14 protein-coding genes and 1 tRNA gene are annotated in these 14,870 nt (G+C 70.4%); 9 read left to right on the forward strand and 6 right to left on the reverse strand.

Annotation, left to right across the window (positions count from 1 at the left end):
• Positions 1-62: 62 nt before the first annotated feature.
• Positions 63-1,298 (forward strand): MFS transporter, encoded by a 1,236-nt coding sequence (locus ABZX22_RS19815; RefSeq protein WP_354910883.1) that lies wholly within the window; start codon positions 63-65, stop codon positions 1,296-1,298.
• Positions 1,299-1,525: 227 nt separating this feature from the next.
• On the opposite strand, the gene ABZX22_RS19820 is transcribed toward ABZX22_RS19815, so the two are convergent.
• Entirely contained in the window at positions 1,526-1,900 is a 375-nt protein-coding gene (locus tag ABZX22_RS19820; protein WP_354910886.1) for a nitroreductase family deazaflavin-dependent oxidoreductase, read from the reverse strand.
• Positions 1,901-2,059: 159 nt separating this feature from the next.
• Between ABZX22_RS19820 and ABZX22_RS19825 the strand changes: the two genes are divergently transcribed.
• On the forward strand, positions 2,060-2,707 hold the full coding sequence (locus ABZX22_RS19825) for a TetR/AcrR family transcriptional regulator (RefSeq protein WP_354910888.1): 648 nt from the start codon (positions 2,060-2,062) through the stop codon (positions 2,705-2,707).
• Between the two features lie 225 nt (positions 2,708-2,932).
• On the opposite strand, the gene ABZX22_RS19830 is transcribed toward ABZX22_RS19825, so the two are convergent.
• Complete coding sequence (locus ABZX22_RS19830) at positions 2,933-3,277, reverse strand: VOC family protein (protein ID WP_354910889.1); 345 nt, start codon at positions 3,275-3,277, stop codon at positions 2,933-2,935.
• 1 nt (position 3,278) lies between these two features.
• Positions 3,279-3,452, reverse strand: coding sequence for a ribbon-helix-helix protein, CopG family (locus tag ABZX22_RS19835; RefSeq protein WP_354910892.1), 174 nt, complete (start codon positions 3,450-3,452; stop codon positions 3,279-3,281).
• Positions 3,453-3,538: 86 nt separating this feature from the next.
• On the opposite strand from ABZX22_RS19835, the gene ABZX22_RS19840 reads away from it, so the two are divergent.
• From ABZX22_RS19840 to ABZX22_RS19850, 3 genes are all read left to right on the forward strand, one after another.
• Complete coding sequence (locus ABZX22_RS19840) at positions 3,539-5,161, forward strand: MFS transporter (RefSeq protein ID WP_354910894.1); 1,623 nt, start codon at positions 3,539-3,541, stop codon at positions 5,159-5,161.
• Positions 5,162-6,279: 1,118 nt separating this feature from the next.
• Positions 6,280-6,561, forward strand: coding sequence for a hypothetical protein (locus ABZX22_RS19845; protein ID WP_354910897.1), 282 nt, complete (start codon positions 6,280-6,282; stop codon positions 6,559-6,561).
• Positions 6,562-6,704: 143 nt separating this feature from the next.
• The gene (locus ABZX22_RS19850) at positions 6,705-7,019 is read left to right on the forward strand and encodes a hypothetical protein (RefSeq protein ID WP_354910899.1); all 315 of its coding nucleotides are present in this window, start codon (positions 6,705-6,707) and stop codon (positions 7,017-7,019) included.
• 216 nt (positions 7,020-7,235) lie between these two features.
• On the opposite strand, the gene ABZX22_RS19855 is transcribed toward ABZX22_RS19850, so the two are convergent.
• Positions 7,236-7,312 (reverse strand) — tRNA-Pro (locus ABZX22_RS19855).
• Positions 7,313-7,637: 325 nt separating this feature from the next.
• Between ABZX22_RS19855 and ABZX22_RS19860 the strand changes: the two genes are divergently transcribed.
• The gene (locus tag ABZX22_RS19860) at positions 7,638-9,377 is read left to right on the forward strand and encodes a GMC oxidoreductase (protein WP_354910902.1); all 1,740 of its coding nucleotides are present in this window, start codon (positions 7,638-7,640) and stop codon (positions 9,375-9,377) included.
• A 260-nt stretch (positions 9,378-9,637) separates the two neighbouring features.
• Here the strand turns inward: ABZX22_RS19860 and ABZX22_RS19865 are convergent, their stop codons facing one another.
• Positions 9,638-10,531: a L,D-transpeptidase gene (locus tag ABZX22_RS19865; RefSeq protein ID WP_354910905.1), complete on the reverse strand. Its 894-nt coding sequence runs from the start codon at positions 10,529-10,531 to the stop codon at positions 9,638-9,640.
• Between the two features lie 462 nt (positions 10,532-10,993).
• Between ABZX22_RS19865 and ABZX22_RS19870 the strand changes: the two genes are divergently transcribed.
• From ABZX22_RS19870 to ABZX22_RS19880, 3 genes are read left to right on the forward strand one after another with little or no spacing between them, the layout of a single operon-like run.
• Entirely contained in the window at positions 10,994-11,527 is a 534-nt protein-coding gene (locus ABZX22_RS19870) for a hypothetical protein (protein WP_354910908.1), read from the forward strand.
• A 41-nt stretch (positions 11,528-11,568) separates the two neighbouring features.
• On the forward strand, positions 11,569-12,249 hold the full coding sequence (locus tag ABZX22_RS19875) for a TetR/AcrR family transcriptional regulator (RefSeq protein WP_354910911.1): 681 nt from the start codon (positions 11,569-11,571) through the stop codon (positions 12,247-12,249).
• A 50-nt stretch (positions 12,250-12,299) separates the two neighbouring features.
• Positions 12,300-12,773: a nitroreductase family deazaflavin-dependent oxidoreductase gene (locus ABZX22_RS19880; protein ID WP_354910913.1), complete on the forward strand. Its 474-nt coding sequence runs from the start codon at positions 12,300-12,302 to the stop codon at positions 12,771-12,773.
• Positions 12,774-12,838: 65 nt separating this feature from the next.
• On the opposite strand, the gene ABZX22_RS19885 is transcribed toward ABZX22_RS19880, so the two are convergent.
• On the reverse strand, positions 12,839-14,785 hold the full coding sequence (locus tag ABZX22_RS19885; protein ID WP_354910916.1) for an alpha-amylase family glycosyl hydrolase: 1,947 nt from the start codon (positions 14,783-14,785) through the stop codon (positions 12,839-12,841).
• Positions 14,786-14,870 lie beyond the last annotated feature (85 nt).

A 14,870-nucleotide genomic window follows, 5' to 3' on the forward strand; every position in this document is an offset into this window, starting at 1 on the left:
GTCCGGCGGGGGCGGTGCTAGCTTGACCCCGTATCCGCCGTCGCGCAGGAAGTGAGCTGGAAATGGCGCAACTGCTCCGGATTCCCCAGATGCGCTTCTACATTCTCGGAGACGTGCTCTCGAATTTCGGCGACTTCGCGCTGTTCCTCGCGATGGCCATCTGGGTGAAAACGCTCACCGGCAGCACCGCCGCCGCCGGACTGGTGATGTTCTCCTTCGCCGGCGGCAGCCTGGTGCTGCCCCTGTCCGGCTTACTCGTCGACCGCTTCCGTCGCCGGCCCCTGCTGGCCGCCTCCTACCTGTCCTCGGCGGCCGTCGTGCTCCTGCTGCTGCTGGTACGCGACAGCGGCGACGTCTGGCTGGTCTACGTGATCATGTTCCTCTACGGCGCGCTCGGCAGCGTCACCGGCCCGGCCCAGAACGCCTTCCTGCCCACGGTCGTCCCCCAGGAGCAGCTGGGCGACGCCAACGGCGTGGTCCAGGCGATGCGCGGACTGCTCAGAATCTTCGCCCCGATCATCGGCGCCGGCCTGTTCGCCTGGCACGGCGCCTCCGTCGTCGTGGTGATCGACGCCGCCGTCTTCACCCTGGCCGCGCTGGCCGTCCTGCTCATCCGGGTCGCCGAGCCCGCGCCCGTCCGCTCCGGGGAGCGCTGGCTCGCCGAGACCGGCGCCGGCCTGGGCTTCCTGCGCGACAACGCCGGGCTGCGCCGCCTCATCGTGGCCTGCGCGCTCACCATGCTCGTCATCGGGTTCTTCGAGTCCATCGGCTTCGCCGTCGTCACCGAGGGGCTGTCCCATGAGCCCACCTTCCTGGCCGTCCTGGGCGCCGTGCAGGCGGTGGGCACCATCGTCGGTGGCTCGCTGGCCGGCGAGGTGATCAGGCGCACCAGCGAGCGGGCCCTCGTGATCATCGCGCTGGTCATGGTGGGCGCGAGCAGCCTCATGATGACCGCGCCGCTCGACGCCGTGGTCCTGGCCGGCATGCTGGTGCTCGGCGTCGCCGCGCCCTGGATCGTCATCGGCGCGACCACCTCGCTGCAACGCCGCACCCCCGAGGACCTGCGCGGCCGGGTCTTCGCCGCCTTCGAGTTCGGGGTCACCGTGCCCCAGGTCGCCTCCATCGCCGTCGGCGCCGGACTGATCGCGGCCGTCGACTACCGGGTGCTCCTGCTCGTGGTCTGCCTCGTGGTCCTCGCCTCCGCCGCCCTCCTCGGCCTGGGCCGTACGGCCGGCCAGACCCCCGAACCCAGCCAGGCGCCCTCGGTCGAGGAGGAGGCCGGGCAGCCGGGTCGGTGAGCGCGGCCCCCGGGGCGGGTGCCCTGGGGGCGTCGTGGCTGTGGGCCCGGAACCGCTGCCTCCCGCATTCCGCTGTCCGCGCATCCCGCTGTCCGCTCGGCCCGGTGGCCGACGTGTGCCGCGCCGTCCGCGCGACCGGCATCCAGTGCGCGCCGCGCCGGCCGCCGTGGTGACACGCTGCTCGGCGTCGACGCCGTCCTCGGTGAGTGGATCGTGACGGTCGCCCGTCAGCCCGCGACCAGGTCCATCCGGAGGAACTCGGTGATGCGGAGCAGCCTGGGCGGGCGTGCCACCTCATCGGGGAGGGCCTGGAACGCCTCGTCTTCCCCGACCAGGCGGGGAGCGGTGAGTTCCACCTCCCTCCCGTCGACCCGGAGCCGCGCGCCGTCGGCTGCCAGGACGTTCCGCACCCAGTCCGAACGCGATCCGTACACCAGGACGAACAGGTAGCCGCCGTCGACAGGGTGCGCATCGAGCGGCGTGCGGTATGTCGCGCCGGAAACGCGGCCGACGTGAACCAGCACCGGCCACCTCCCGCCCGCGATCGCGCGAGGATTGAACACCCTCTTGTTCACGTGCCCCCACCACTGCGGCATCGGCATCGGGACCTCCTTCTCTCGCCCGGGCGCGTCGCGGCGCAGACGTTCGCCGCGTCCCCCGGCTGATGCGGCCCGCGTGGACTTACATCAGTAAGGTCACTTACGCATGTAAGGTTGGCTTACGCTCGTAAGGCTGTCAATCGCCCACACTCCGGAGCCGTCGTGCCACCGCCACAACCGCTCAGCAGAGCCCTCGTGCTGGAAGCCGCGATCAGGGTCGCGGACCGCGGCGGCGTGGAGGCGATCACGATGCGACGGGTGGCGCAGGAACTGGGCGTGGAGGCGATGTCGCTCTACCACCACGTACCGAACAAGGACGCGATCCTCGACGGCGTGGTTGACATGGTGTTCGCGGCGATCGAGCTACCCGGCGTCGAGTGCGACGACTGGCGCGACGCGATCCGTGCGCGCGCTTCCTCCGCACGTGCGGTCCTGTCGCAGCACAGCTGGGCTCTCGGCCTCATGGACTCCCGTCGCGACCCGGGGCCGGCGACGCTACGCCACCTCGACGCGGTCCTCGGTGTCCTGCGGGAGGCGGGGTTCACGCTGCCGATGGCCGCGCACGCCGTCTCGCTCATCGACAGCTACGTCGGCGGGTTCGTCCTTCAGGAGGCGAACCTGCCGGTGACGACGCCGAACGATGTCGAGGACGTGGCGGGCGGCATCCTCGAGCAGCTGCCGGCGGGCACGTTCCCGTACCTCACAGAGATGATCGTCGAGCACGCCCTGCGGCCGGGCTACGACCACTCGAGCGAGTTCGGCTACGGCCTGGACCTGATCCTGGACGCGCTCGAGGCTCGCCGGAGATAGCGCCCCCGGCACCGCCACATGACGCACCTTGTCCGAGAAGCGCCCGCACCGGGACCGGCGGCGATGTGTCTGCGCTGTTCACACACGGCTAGTGCGTTACCGGCGGCGGCATGCGGCCCGATTCGACATGGGGGCCGCTCGATTCGATCAGCACTCGCTCGCTCCGGTGAGACTGTGAGCGGTGGGCGGGTCCTGTCCAGGCGAACAGGACCCGCCCACCGGACATCAGCCCTTCGCCGGCGCCTCGACGCTCCACAGGCGCCCGTCGGGGTCGCGCAGCGTCAGCCGCCTGGTCCCGTAGTGGGTCTCCTCGAACGGCGAGACCACGTCGAGGGACGGGTCGGCCGGGAACGCCTCGGCGTCCGTGACCCGCAGCACGACCTGGGTGTCGGGCCGCTTGTCCTCGGGGACTTCGGCGAGGAGGAGATAGGGACCATCGCCGCGCCGGAACATGCCCGAACCGTGGTCGGTCGCGAACTCCACGTCGAAGCCCAGCGCCTGCAGGAACTTGGCGGCCTTCCCCCAGTTGTGGGTCTCCAGGTACACGCCTTCAATGCCTTCGGTGGCCATGTCATGTCTCCTTTCCTGAGGGTGGCCCGTCCTCGTGGGCCGCCAAATAGGTGCGCAACGCCTCGGCTACGAGGGCCGAGAGCGACATCTCGGCCTCGATGGCGTGGTGCTTCACCTGTCTGATGAGAGTCAGCGGCAGATAGACGTTGAACTGCTTTACCTCCTCGGTGGCCATGGCAAGAATGCTAGCATCCTAGAGTCCTAGGATCTGTTCCCTTCATTCCCAGCGCGATGAGCCGCGCAGCAAGGAGGATCTGGACCATGGCCCGCAAGTGGTTCACGCTGGTAGTGGCGTGCGCTGCGACGTTCATGCTGTTGCTCGACATCACGATCGTCACGGTCGCGCTTCCGGACATGCAGCACGCGTTAGGCGCGAGCTTCAGCGACCTGCAGTGGGTGACCGACGCATACGCGCTGACCCTCGCGGCGCTCCTGCTCACCTCGGGATCCCTCGCCGACCGGTTCGGCAGGCGGCGGCTGTTCCTCATCGGCCTGGGGATCTTCACGGCCGGCTCGCTGCTGTGCGGCGTCGCGCAGGACCCGCTGATGCTGATCGCCTCCCGGGCGGTCCAGGGGACCGGTGGCGCCGTCATGTTCGCGACGTCGCTGGCGCTGATCGCCGCCACGTTCCAGGGCCGCGAACGCGGCATCGCCTTCGGCGTGTGGGGCGCCGTCGCCGGCGTGGCCACCGCCCTCGGCCCGATCCTCGGGGGCGCGATCACCACCGGGATCAGCTGGCGCGGCATCTTCCTGGTCAACCTGCCGATAGGCGTCGCCGCGATCGCCATCGCCGCACGCCGGGTGGACGAGTCGCGCTCGCCGCATGCCTCCCGGGTCGACTGGCCGGGAGCCGGCACGCTGACGGCCGGGCTCTTCAACCTCGTGTACGCGCTGATCAGGGCGAGCGACACGGCGTGGAGCGACCGCGGGGTCGTGATCTGCTTCGTCCTGGCGGCGGTGTTCCTGGCCGCGTTCCTCGTGGTCGAGGCGAAGGTGTCCGAGCCGATGTTCGACCTGTCGCTGCTGCGGACCCCGACGTTCCTGGGCGGCTCGATCGCCGCGTTCGCCATGAACGCCTCGCTGTTCGCGATGTTCCTCTACCTCGTGCTCTACCTCCAGAACCAGCTCGGCTACAGCGCCCTGGGCGCCGGCGCCCGGCTGCTCGTCGTCTCGGCCTGCTCGACCGTCGCCGCGACGGTGGCGGGCCGGCTGTCGAGCCAGGTCCCGGTCAGATGGCTCATCGGTCCGGGCCTCGTCCTGGTCGGCGCCGGCCTGCTGCTGATGATGGGACTGGACGCCGGATCGGACTGGACACACCTCGTCCCAGGATTCGTCGTCGCGGGCATCGGCAGCGGCATGGTCAACCCGCCGCTGGCTTCCACCGCGGTGGGCGTCGTGCCGGTCCACCGCTCCGGCATGGCCTCCGGCGTGAACCAGACCTTCCGGCAGGTCGGCATCGCCGTCGGCATCGCCCTGTACGGCTCGATGTTCTCGTCGTCGCTGCACTCCGGCCTGAAGGACCGGCTCGGCTCCGCCCCTGACCTGCGCGGCTACACCGACCGGCTCGCGGACGCGCTGCACCGCGGCGATCCCGGCCAGGTGATCGGCTCCGCTGCACCGCAGGTCCGCGGCCGGCTCTGGGACGCGGTGGGGGCAGGCTTCGCGTCGTCCCTCAACGGCCTGCTGCTCGCCAGCGGCATGGTGGCCGTCATCGGCGGCATCCTGGCCTTCGCGCTCATCCGCAGCAAGGACTTCGTGCCGCTCCCCGCCCCCGGAGGCCCGCCGGCCGCCCCCGGAGGTCAGCTCCCCGGCCCCGGAGGGCCGTCCGGAGGCGGCCAGAGGCAACCGCAGGACGCCAACACCCCATCGGCGTCCCCCTCCTGACCTGCCTGCACGTGTGTGACACGGTGAGCACCGTGGTGAGCTGCCCTGCGTGCCCTACAGCTCGATCGCCGTCAGGGAGCCGTTGGACAGGCCGCCGATGCCGTACTCCGAGTCGAAGCAGTTCGCGCCGAGGGTGGTCAGGTTGGCGGCGATCTTCTGCGCGGCCGTTTCCGGGGAGCGGACGTCGAGCGTTGCGTGCGGTCCGATCTCGTACGGAAAGGCGTCTTCGGCCGGTACGGCGAAGCCTCACGTCCCGCTGACGCGGCGGATGGCCTCCCGGAATTCGGGGCAGAACTGCTCGCGGGCCTCCTCGTGGCGGCGATGTGCCGGGGGAGCGGACGCGGGCGGCTGGTGCCTGTGCGGGGAGAAGGCTGTACGGCGGCACTGTCGCAGCCATCGGAGCAGCCCGACCGGGTGGAGCCGCAGCGCGGTCAGGAGCCCCGGCCGAGAGTGCGAGAACGTTCTTTACGCGCTGTGGACACGTTCGATGCGTCGGCTTGAACAGATGCGGGTAGCGCGAACTCCACCCCAAAGTCTCATCAATACTCAACACGTCTAATGATGTGCTGGGGTTTGCGGATTAATGTCTGATTTGGCCGCATGTAGGCGCTCCCGCTAGGGGAGCTGCTCATGAGGGGGAATCATGGTACGTGTCGGCTTCCATGCCCGGAATGGCTGGAACAACAACTGGGGCGGCTGGGGCTGGGGCCGCAGACGCTGGTGGGGCCGACGTCGCTGGTGGGGCGGCGGCTGCGGCGGCGGCTGCGGTGGCGGCTGCGGCGGCGGGTGGTGGTGGTAATCACCCCCGAGGGGAGTCGACGGCCGGTCCGTCGGCTCTCCTTCTCTGTCAGAGCCGGATGAACATCTGTGCCGTCGGGTAGCCCCCGATACGCGAATGTCTGGCGAGAGTGCTCTTCGGTACGAACAAGTGATGTGCCGCCCGAATGGACCGCATGCAATTGAGGGCATGTTGACTCGAATGTATCTACAGCAGGCCGCTGATCAAGGTCAACCAGGCGGCGGCGAACGTCAACCGGGCTCAGTTCGAAGGCCTGCAGGTCATCACGGACAAGGATACTTCTATTCAGCGACGTTGGCCGGACATCGATAACCCGAAGGTGTGGGATCTCTTCTCGGTGAACTACTGCAAGTACTACTTCGAGGAGACGTACCAACCCCCGGACAAGGTGGTCGGCGGGGTTCCGAACAAAAAGGACGTGGCATGCGATGAGTATCCGTTCGCATCGACCAAGCAGGGGGCCGGCATGCAGGATGGGAACTACTCCATCAAGGCAGTCAGTTACGCCCACAACGACGCGCACGGGGAAGCTCTCGCCATGTTCTATGCCGATTACCGTGTCGTGCCCGACAGCCAGTTCTGGGTCAAGATCGTGAGCTAGTCCAGAGCCCGGAACGGCTCGGCCGGCCGGCGACCGGTGCCGGCCTGGAGGGCCGCGACGGCCTGGTTAGGGCGCCTATGGGGTGGAGGTGATTGCAGGATCGCCTCCACTCCGGCTTTGAACAACGTCGAAGGAGTGAGCTGGTGGACATGTCACGGGCTGTGCCGGTGGAAAGTCAGTGGGATCTCCTGGGGGAGCACAACTTGAACGGCCGGTTCGATGCGGCCTGGATCGACACGGAGGACATGGACGAGACCGCGCGGCGTTTCCGGGCGGATCGGGATTCCGGGATCCTTTGCGATCTCGATACGGCGTTCAACGAGGCCGATAGTGACGCGCAGGACACTCTGGTATGGATCGGGGCGCATTCTCCGGGCTGGTCCGTCGCGGTTGCCATCAGCGGGAGACTTTCGATCGGGGAGGAAGCGAGCGCGGGAAGAAGGCGCACGTCGGCATGAGGAAGACCCCGGTAAGACAGTCATCAGCGATCGGCACGTGGCCGCACATGGCAGGTGCCGGGTGCGGGCCGAAAGCCCGGCGTCGGGCGAACATGGCGCCGACGACGCCCTGGCGTTCCGTCGCGAGGACAGGCGCCCGATGGACCGTTGTGGCTTCCCAAGAATGAAAAAGGGCGCCTTCCTTTCGGAAGACACCCTTATCGACCAGCGAATATCTGGTCGGGACGACAGGATTTGAACCTGCGACCCCTTGACCCCCAGTCAAGTGCGCTACCAAGCTGCGCTACGTCCCGCCAAGCCCCTCGGACTCTTCGTTTCGGAGGTGTCCGCGGCGGCCTTGCGTGGAAAACACTATCACGGTCCACACCGAGCTCGGGCCGGAGCGGCGGGTGGTCCCGCGCCGCTCCGGCCGTCCCTCGCCGGTCCCCGTCGTCGTGTGGGGCGGGAAACGAGCCGCGCCTCCCCCAGGCGCCCCGTGACCTTCGCCGGCCCGTGCTCCCGCCCGGTCTTCATGATTCCCGCACCCGGTTGTGAGGACCTTGTCGCCGTTCGCAAGCGGTGTGAAAGCAGATTGGCATGGGATCCTTCCGAAGCGAGGCGAGGCGGGGAGGTAGTGAGGTGGGGACTCTCACGATCGTGCTGCGTGGCGGCGCTGTCAGGCCCGACGCCCGGCTGGCTGTCCGAAGCGCGCTGGACGGCTGGCGGGCGGACGTACCGTGCCGGTATGTCCACGGCGCCGACGAGTGGCAGGTGGAGCTGGCGGGCGACGGCCCGGTTGAGTTCAAGTTCCGCTGCGACGGCGGCTGGGAGCGGGGCCCGAACAGGGTGGTGAACGGCGAGCACGTGGCGACGATGACCGGCCGCGTCGCCGACCTCTTCGAGCCGCCTGACGACATCCCGATCGCGGACTCGCTGGCGGCGCGGGTGCATTTCCCGGCGGCGCCGGCCGACGGGGTCTTCGACTTCATCGTGGTGGGCAGCGGCACCGGCGGCGGCACGCTGGCGCACCGGCTGATGGCCGACAGCGGGGGCGAGGCGCGGGTGCTGGTCCTGGAGGCGGGCGGCTACCTGTTCCCGACGCACGTCGGCAACCTGCCGAGGCGGCACGGCCCCTTCGTCAACCGCAGCGTGTGGGAGCTGTGGAACCAGTTCAAGGTCCGGCGCTACGACACCGACCAGCCGATGGAGCTGGCGCAGGCGTTCTGCCTGGGGGGCCGGTCGCTGTTCTGGGGTGCGCTGGTGCCGAGGATGACGCCGGCGGAGTTCGCCGGCTGGCCCGAGCCGATCAGGCGGGAGCTGGAGAGCGGCTGGTACGCCAGGGCGGAGGATCTGCTGAACGGCTCGGCCATGCCGCGCGACACGCTGTGCGGGACCGTGCAGTCGCTGCTGCGGGGCAGCATGCCCGGGCTGGCCGACGACGACGCGATGCTGGCGGCCGAGCACGCCTCGGTGAACGGCCTCGGCATCCCGTCCGGCATCTTCTCCACGGCGGCGCTGCTGATGGAGGACATGCTGCGGGCCTCGTGGGCGGACCGGCTGCACGTCAACCTGCACCATCAGGTGTGCGGGTTCGTGTCCGACGGCGACGCGGTGACGGCGGTCGAGGCGTTCGACCTGCCGGCGGGGGTGCTGCGGACGTTCCGGCTCGCCGAGGGCGGCAGCGTCATCCTGGCGGGCGGCACGGTCGGCACGCCGGTCCTGGCGCACCACGCGGGTCTCGACCATCCGCTGGTCGGGCGGGGCATCACCGACCATCCGACCTACTACTGGAAGTTCACCGTGAAGGACGGCGCGCCCGGCTACAGCCCGGGTGACGCCGCCAAGCTGCTGCTCAGGGGTATGGCGGGCGCGACGCCGTACAACGCGGTGGTCGAGATGGGGGTGAACCTGAACCAGTACCACGTCGACGAGGACCTCGACCTGGACGAGGCGGACATGCCGTGCGAGGTGGTGTTCTTCACCGCGGTCCCGCTGGAGGAGCGCAACGGCGTCGAGGTGCGCGGGCAGGGCAGGGACGCCCGCCCGCGGGTGGTCATGCACCACGTGGAGGTGCCGGGGCTGGAGGAGGTCATGACGGAGGTGGGCACCGCCGTGATGGCGGCGGTGGGTGGCACGCCGCTGCAACCGCGTCCGACGCGTTCGGCGCTGGGCGCGGTGGGACACGAGGTGGGCACGATGCGCATGGGCGCCTCCGCCGACACCGGGGTGGTCGATCCCGATCTGCGGGTGTACGGCAGGCGCAACCTCTACGTGTGCGACCTGTCGGTGTTCCCGACCTCGCCGGCCGCCAACCCGTCGCTGACGCTGGCCGCGCTGGCGATGCGCCTGGCGGACCACCTCGTCACCGCCCGAGGCTAGACCGTCTCGGCCGGACCAGGCGACCGCCGGCCGGTGGGCGGAACCGGCGGCGCTGACCGGCGGCGGGGCCGTCCGGATCCTCCATCGTCGGCGCGATCCTGCTGCGCGATCCTGCCGGCCGACGGCGGCCGGAGCGCGCATCGAGGGGGACACGGCGTCATGGGACGGGCCCGCCGGGACCTGGTGTCACCGGGAGGGCCCGTCATCCGGCGGCCCCGCCGGGACCTGGTGTCATCGGGCGGCCCCGCCGGGACCTGGTGTCATCGGGCGAGCGCGCTGCCCTTCTTCCATTCGGTCCAGTTGAGCTGCCAGTAGCTCCAGCCGTTGGTCCAGTCGAGCTTCCGCTTGGTGCCGGTGATCTTGACGACGTCACCGCGCTGGGTGATGCCGAAGAACCACTTGGCCCCGTCGGGGGTGGCGCGGACGCAGCCGTGGCTCTGGTTGCTGCGGCCGAGGAAGTGGTAGAAGCCGGCGCTCTGGTGGACGTACTCGCCGGAGTCGGAGATGCGGACGGCCCACGGGATCTGCTCGTTGTAGTAACGCGGGTCCTTGGGGTCGGTGACACCGAGCCAGGACGAGGTCATGGTCTCGACGGGCTTCTTCGACATGGTCAGGTGGGTGCCGCTGGTGGTGAGGTAGACGTCGACGCCGTTCTTGACCAGTCCGCCGCGGCCCGCGCTGATCGGGATCTTCTTGGCGAGTTTCCCGTCGCGGGTGACCTTCATGACGTGCTTGCGCGTGTCGACGACCGAGATGTTGGCCGTGCCGACCTGGAACCGGCGGGTGACGTCCTTGGCCCTGTTGCCCGGCAGCGCGCTGAGGCGGGCGGTGAAGGTGACCTTCTGGTGGGCCTTCCAGTAGAACTTGGTCCGGTAGACCACCTTGCGCGGCGACACCCAGCGCCACGCGCCATCCACCGGACGTTCGGCCTGGACCTGCAGCAACGCTTCCACGGCCGCCTTGTCGGTGACGTCGCGGTCGAAGGTCACGATGATCGGGAAGCCGACCCCTACCTTCTCCTTGTCGTCTCCCATCGGGGTGATGTCCGCGATGGCCAGGGGCATCGAGCCGGGGGCCGACGGCGCGGGGGTGGGGGTCGGCGGCACCGCGCCGAGCATGCTCGCCACCAGCGCGGTCAGCGCTATCAGTTTCACGGGGGCACTCCGTCACATAAGGGGTGAATCACATTCCATATGTGAGAGACCGGAAGGCGGCTTCTGGTTGACCCGCTTTGATAACGATCACGACGACCGCTCGGGAGGCGCTCCTGCGGGGGTGGCGCGGCGCCGGGTCGTGGGAGGGCCGCGGCCGCGGACGCCGGGGGAATGGCGGCTCCACCATCGCGTGCGCGGGCCGGCTCGTCTCGGGACGCTCGCCGACGGCGGCGCGGCGGCGATCGCCGTCGAGGGAGGGATCGGCTCGGCGCGGCCAGGGAGCGGCGCTGCCCATGTTCTGCGAGCGGCCGGAGGAGCCGCCGCTCGGCGCGGTCGTCGGGGTGCGCGACGCCGCCGGAGCACGCTTTCGAGCACGCGCTGAACGAGCTGGTCGCGAGCCTGCAGCGGGCCGGGCGCGGACGAGGGTGTACTGATGGTGTGCACCATTAGTACACTTCGGGCATGCGAGTCGTCGCCAAAGTCACCGGCACCGTCCTGGTCACGATCCTGCTGACCTGTCCGCTGTGGGCGCCGCACTGGGGAAGCGGCATCCTCGGCGAGGTCGGCGCGCAGGGCATGCCCGGCGGGCTGATCGCCGTCGCCGTCTTCTTCGGCATCGTCGCGCTGTACTGCCGCGCGCTCCATCGCACCTTGGCCGCCATCCGGCCGGAGGCAAGGACCGCCGCGCCCGCCTCGGTCTGGTGGATGTTCGCCATCCCCTACAACTTCGTCGAGGACTTCTTCATCGTGCGGGCCGTCGCCACCTCGCTCGCCGCCGACGCGCGCCCGACGAGCCGCTTCGTCCGCTGGTGGGCCCGGCTCGGCTACGGTTGGTGCGCGTTCCAGATCCTGTCGCTCTTCCCCGGCGCCGCCGGGTACGCCGGTGGGGCGGTCGCCATCCTCCTCTGGGCGGCACACTGGATCATGACGGCCCGGATCCTGCGTACGCTGTCCGCCCGGCAGCCGGCCGTCCGGCCCGTACCCGGCCATCGTTAGGAGACCGGCCATCCCGCCGGCACACGAGCACGAGGAAACTGATGCCACTTCCCCGCTTCGACCGGCTGCCCGCCGACACGCGAGCCGCCATCCTCGCCGTCGCCCGCGCGCACTTCGCCCGCGACGGCAAGGACGCCGCGTCGTTCAACCAGATCATCGCCGAAGCGGGCATCTCCAAGACCTCCGCCTACCACTACTTCGACGGCAAGGACGACCTGTTCGGCGCCGTCCTCGCCGACGCGGCCGTCCGCACGCTGACCGCGCTCGGCCCGTGGACCGAGGTGGCGACGGCCGACGAGCTGTGGGAGCAGCTGGTGGCCGGCACGACCCGGATGGCCGCGCACCTGCGCGAGCATCCGGACGACCGGGCGGTCCTGGCCGGGCAGCCGCTGTCCGACGACGGTTCGTGGGTGCGTGACCTGGTCTCCAACGGGCTGGCGATCGGCCTGATCGCCCCGGCCCCCGGCGCCGAGCTGGTCACGGTCGCCACCATGGGGGTCATCGGCGCGCTCGACTCCTGGGCGCTCGACCATCCGCACGCCTCCGACCACGCCCTCGCCGACACGCTCGTGCTGTTCCTGGCCCGGCTCTGGGCCGCGAACCCCGCCCCAACCGCGAACCCCGCCCCAACCGCGAACCCCGCCCCAACCGGGAAGCCTGGCGCCGCTGCGAAGCCTGGCGCTGCCATCAACCCTGGCCCTGCCGCGAACCCCGGCTCCTGACCGGAAGCCACCCGCCACGGCTCGGCGACCGGCTCGGAAGGAAGGCGCACATGGAGATCATCAACACCCCGCCGCCGCCGTCAGGGCTGCGCAGGCTGCTGTTCCGGCTGCCCGTCCAGCTGTACCGGATGCGCCTGGGGTGGTTGCTGGGCGGGCGGTTCATGCTCGTCGTCCACATCGGCCGCGTCTCCGGCAAGCCCCGGCGGGCCGTCATAGAGGTGGTCGCGCACGACCGCGTCGGCGGCTACGTCGGCCCCTCCGGGTACGGCAGGCGCTCCGACTGGTTCCGCAACATCCTGGCCACGCCCGAGGTGACCGTCCAGGTGGGCAACCGCGTGATGGCGATGACGGCGCGGCCCCTCACCCCAGAGGAGGGCGCCGAGCTGATGGCCGCCTACGCCCGGCGTGCTCCCCGGACGGCGCGGCGGCTGGCCCGGTTCCTGGGGTTCCTGGTCGACGGGTCGGCGGCCGACTTCAGGGAGGTCGGCCGCCACATCGCCTTCGTTCGCTTCATCCCCCGCTGACAGCCGCCGCCCCGAGCAGCCGGTGCCGCCGCCTCCCGTACCGCCACGGGCTTCGGGCCGGGTGGTCAGCGGTTGACCGCCACCAGCACCGACAGCGGCGGCAGGTCGTGGATCTCCACGTAGCGGGCCCCGTCGGGCGAGGGCAGCACCGGCACCGTCGACCCGACCGGATGCTTGGTGCCGCCCACCACCTCCGCCGTGTTCGCCACGACGGTGAACGCCGAGACCCCCGCGTTGATGCTCGCGTCCACGTGCAGCCGCGCCGTACGGGCGGAGGGCCCGGGGTTGACCACGCACAGCGCCTCGTCGTCGGCGAGGATCCGCGACCAGCCGACCACCTCGCCCGGCTCGGGCGGGGTGAAGGACCCGTCGGCCCTGCCGAGCCTGCGCAGGTACTGCCGTCCGGCCGACAGCGCGGGGTGCGCCTTGCGGGCCCGCAGCAGCATCCTGATCCGCTGGTAGACGTCGTTGTCCTGATCGAAGACGTGGTGCCCGGAGGTGCCGAAGGGGCCGAATCCGGGGGTGTCGGGGTCGGGTTCGTGGCCGCCGAGCACGCGCGGGTGCGCGGGCCCGAACATGGCCTCGCGCAGGTAGATGTCGCCGGCCAGGTCCCTGACTCCCCAGCCGGGCAGCCACTTGCGCTCCTCCGGCTCGGGTCCGGTCAGCCCCTGCTCGATGCCGTAGTACAGGCAGGGGATGCCGAGCAGGAACAGCAGCAGGCCGGCGCCCACGACGACCCGTGACGGCGAGGACTCGAGGGAGCCGAACCGCAGCTGCGGGAAGATCGCCAGGTCGTCGTGGTCGTCGAGCATGGAGACGTACCTGCCGCCGAGCGCCCTGTGGGTGATGTCGAGCGGCGGCGTGAAGCGGCCGAACAGGTCCTCGGCCCTGGCGGTGCCCTCGGCCACCGCGCGCAGCGTCGCCCGCGTCTCGCCCGTCTCCAGGACCGCCGTCAGGTTCTGCCCGACCAGCCGCAGGTACTTCTCCTGGATGGAGTCGCCGCCGCCGACCTCGCCGACGATGAGGAAGTTCGACTTGCCGAGCTGCTCGGCGTACTCCCTGATCGCGCCGCAGAAGGCGCGGGCGTGCTCGAGCGGCACGTGCTTGAGGGTGTCGATCCGCAACCCGTCCAGGTCGGCGAGCGCGATCCAGTACTTGTAGATCTGGATCATCGTCTGCAGGGCGCGCGGCATGTCGATGTCGCGGCTGAACCAGTCGGCCCTGCGGTAGGGGGCGTTCGGGTCCTCGTCACCGCCGGGGCCGAAACTGCCGCCGTCGCCGCCGGCGCGGGTGTAGGCGTCGGGGTGCTGCAGCTCCTCGGGCCAGACCCCGTGATCGGGCAGCGTGGGCGCCGCCCCGTGCGGCAGCCTGCCGCCCTTCCCGTCGCGCCAGGTCCCGAAGGCGTAGGGCGGGCCCTCCCGGTACGGCGGGCGCGGCACGTAGCGCGGCGACCCCTCCTCGCCGAGGTCGTAGTCCCAGGTCTCGCCCGAGTGGTTGAGCAGCACGTCGAGGATGATCCGGATGCCGCGCTCGTGCGCCTGCCGTACCAGGTCGACCAGGTCGGCGCGGGTGCCGAGGCGCGGGTCGACCTCGAGGAAGTCCTGTACCGCGTAGCCGTGGTAGTCGTCGGGCTCGACGGGACCGCCTTCGACGCCGGCGGCCGGGCGCTGCTTCCACACCGGCCCGATCCACAGCGCCGTCACGCCCAGTTCGTCCAGATAGTCAAGCCGGGAAGCGACCCCCGCCAGCGTGCCGCCCTGGTAGCGTTCCCGTCCTGATCTGGCCCACCGGTCCCAGCGCCACCCCTGCGGCCTGGCGGCCCACAGGTCGGTCCTGTCCAGGAGGGGGCGTCCGGCTTCCCCGCCGTCGCTGAACCTGTCGGGGAGCAGGAAGTAGATGACCTCGCCGCGCCAGTCGACGGGTGACGGGTGGTAACCCTGCCGCTCAGGCCACGGGGCCTCGCCGATCCTGCGTGGCGCGGGTCGGCTGACGATCTCCTCGACGGTCGCCATCGGTGGCGCACCTCCAGATTCGTTTGGTTTCAGCCCGAATGAGTGACGCGTTACAGTCGCTTGCAAGCATGTACTTGCAAGCATT

This window comes from Nonomuraea sp. NPDC003804 (genome assembly GCF_040610675.1).
In the GTDB taxonomy this organism is placed as follows: Bacteria; Actinomycetota; Actinomycetes; order Streptosporangiales; family Streptosporangiaceae; genus Nonomuraea.

What these genes read in the sequence shown, in the direction of transcription:
- ABZX22_RS19815 (WP_354910883.1), top strand. Translation starts at nt 63, where the DNA reads ATGGCGCAACTGCTCCGGATTCCCCAGATGCGCTTCTACATTCTCGGA.
- ABZX22_RS19820 (WP_354910886.1), bottom strand. Translation starts at nt 1,900, where the DNA reads ATGCCGATGCCGCAGTGGTGGGGGCACGTGAACAAGAGGGTGTTCAAT.
- ABZX22_RS19830 (WP_354910889.1), bottom strand. Translation starts at nt 3,277, where the DNA reads ATGGCCACCGAAGGCATTGAAGGCGTGTACCTGGAGACCCACAACTGG.
- ABZX22_RS19835 (WP_354910892.1), bottom strand. Translation starts at nt 3,452, where the DNA reads ATGGCCACCGAGGAGGTAAAGCAGTTCAACGTCTATCTGCCGCTGACT.
- ABZX22_RS19840 (WP_354910894.1), top strand. Translation starts at nt 3,539, where the DNA reads ATGGCCCGCAAGTGGTTCACGCTGGTAGTGGCGTGCGCTGCGACGTTC.
- ABZX22_RS19870 (WP_354910908.1), top strand. Translation starts at nt 10,994, where the DNA reads ATGCGAGTCGTCGCCAAAGTCACCGGCACCGTCCTGGTCACGATCCTG.
- ABZX22_RS19875 (WP_354910911.1), top strand. Translation starts at nt 11,569, where the DNA reads ATGCCACTTCCCCGCTTCGACCGGCTGCCCGCCGACACGCGAGCCGCC.
- ABZX22_RS19880 (WP_354910913.1), top strand. Translation starts at nt 12,300, where the DNA reads ATGGAGATCATCAACACCCCGCCGCCGCCGTCAGGGCTGCGCAGGCTG.
- ABZX22_RS19885 (WP_354910916.1), bottom strand. Translation starts at nt 14,785, where the DNA reads ATGGCGACCGTCGAGGAGATCGTCAGCCGACCCGCGCCACGCAGGATC.